We start from the raw sequence: 263 nt of genomic DNA, 5'->3' as shown, positions 1-263 counted from the left end.
CGGGAACGCCATGCTGGTCGGGTCCGGTGGCGCCGGCGGCGTCGGTGGCTCCTCCACCGACGGCGGTGGTGCGGCAGGTGGGGCCGGCGGGCGCGGCGGCAACGCCGGCCTGCTCTTCGGGGCTCCCGGGACCGGCGGCGCGGGCGGATTCACCTTCGGTACAGCCACCGGCGGTAGCGGTGGCGACGGCGGAACCGGCGGGCTGTTCTCCGACGGGGGGGTCGGCGGATCCGGCGGGGCCGGCGCCTCGGGTGGGGCGGGTG

The 263-nt window shown here is 79.8% G+C and carries 1 protein-coding gene; it reads left to right on the top strand.

Features of this window, described 5'->3' with window-relative positions; translation table 11 throughout:
* Nucleotides 1–10 precede the first annotated feature (10 nt).
* On the top strand, nucleotides 11–263 hold a 253-nt coding region (locus BST12_RS34525; protein ID WP_211281448.1), incomplete at its 3' end, for a hypothetical protein.

It is taken from the genome of Mycobacterium angelicum (assembly GCF_002086155.1).
Classification (GTDB): domain Bacteria; phylum Actinomycetota; class Actinomycetes; order Mycobacteriales; family Mycobacteriaceae; genus Mycobacterium; species Mycobacterium angelicum.
The sequence above is the reverse complement of the archived record's forward strand: the minus strand, read 5'-3'. Positions and strand labels throughout refer to the sequence as shown.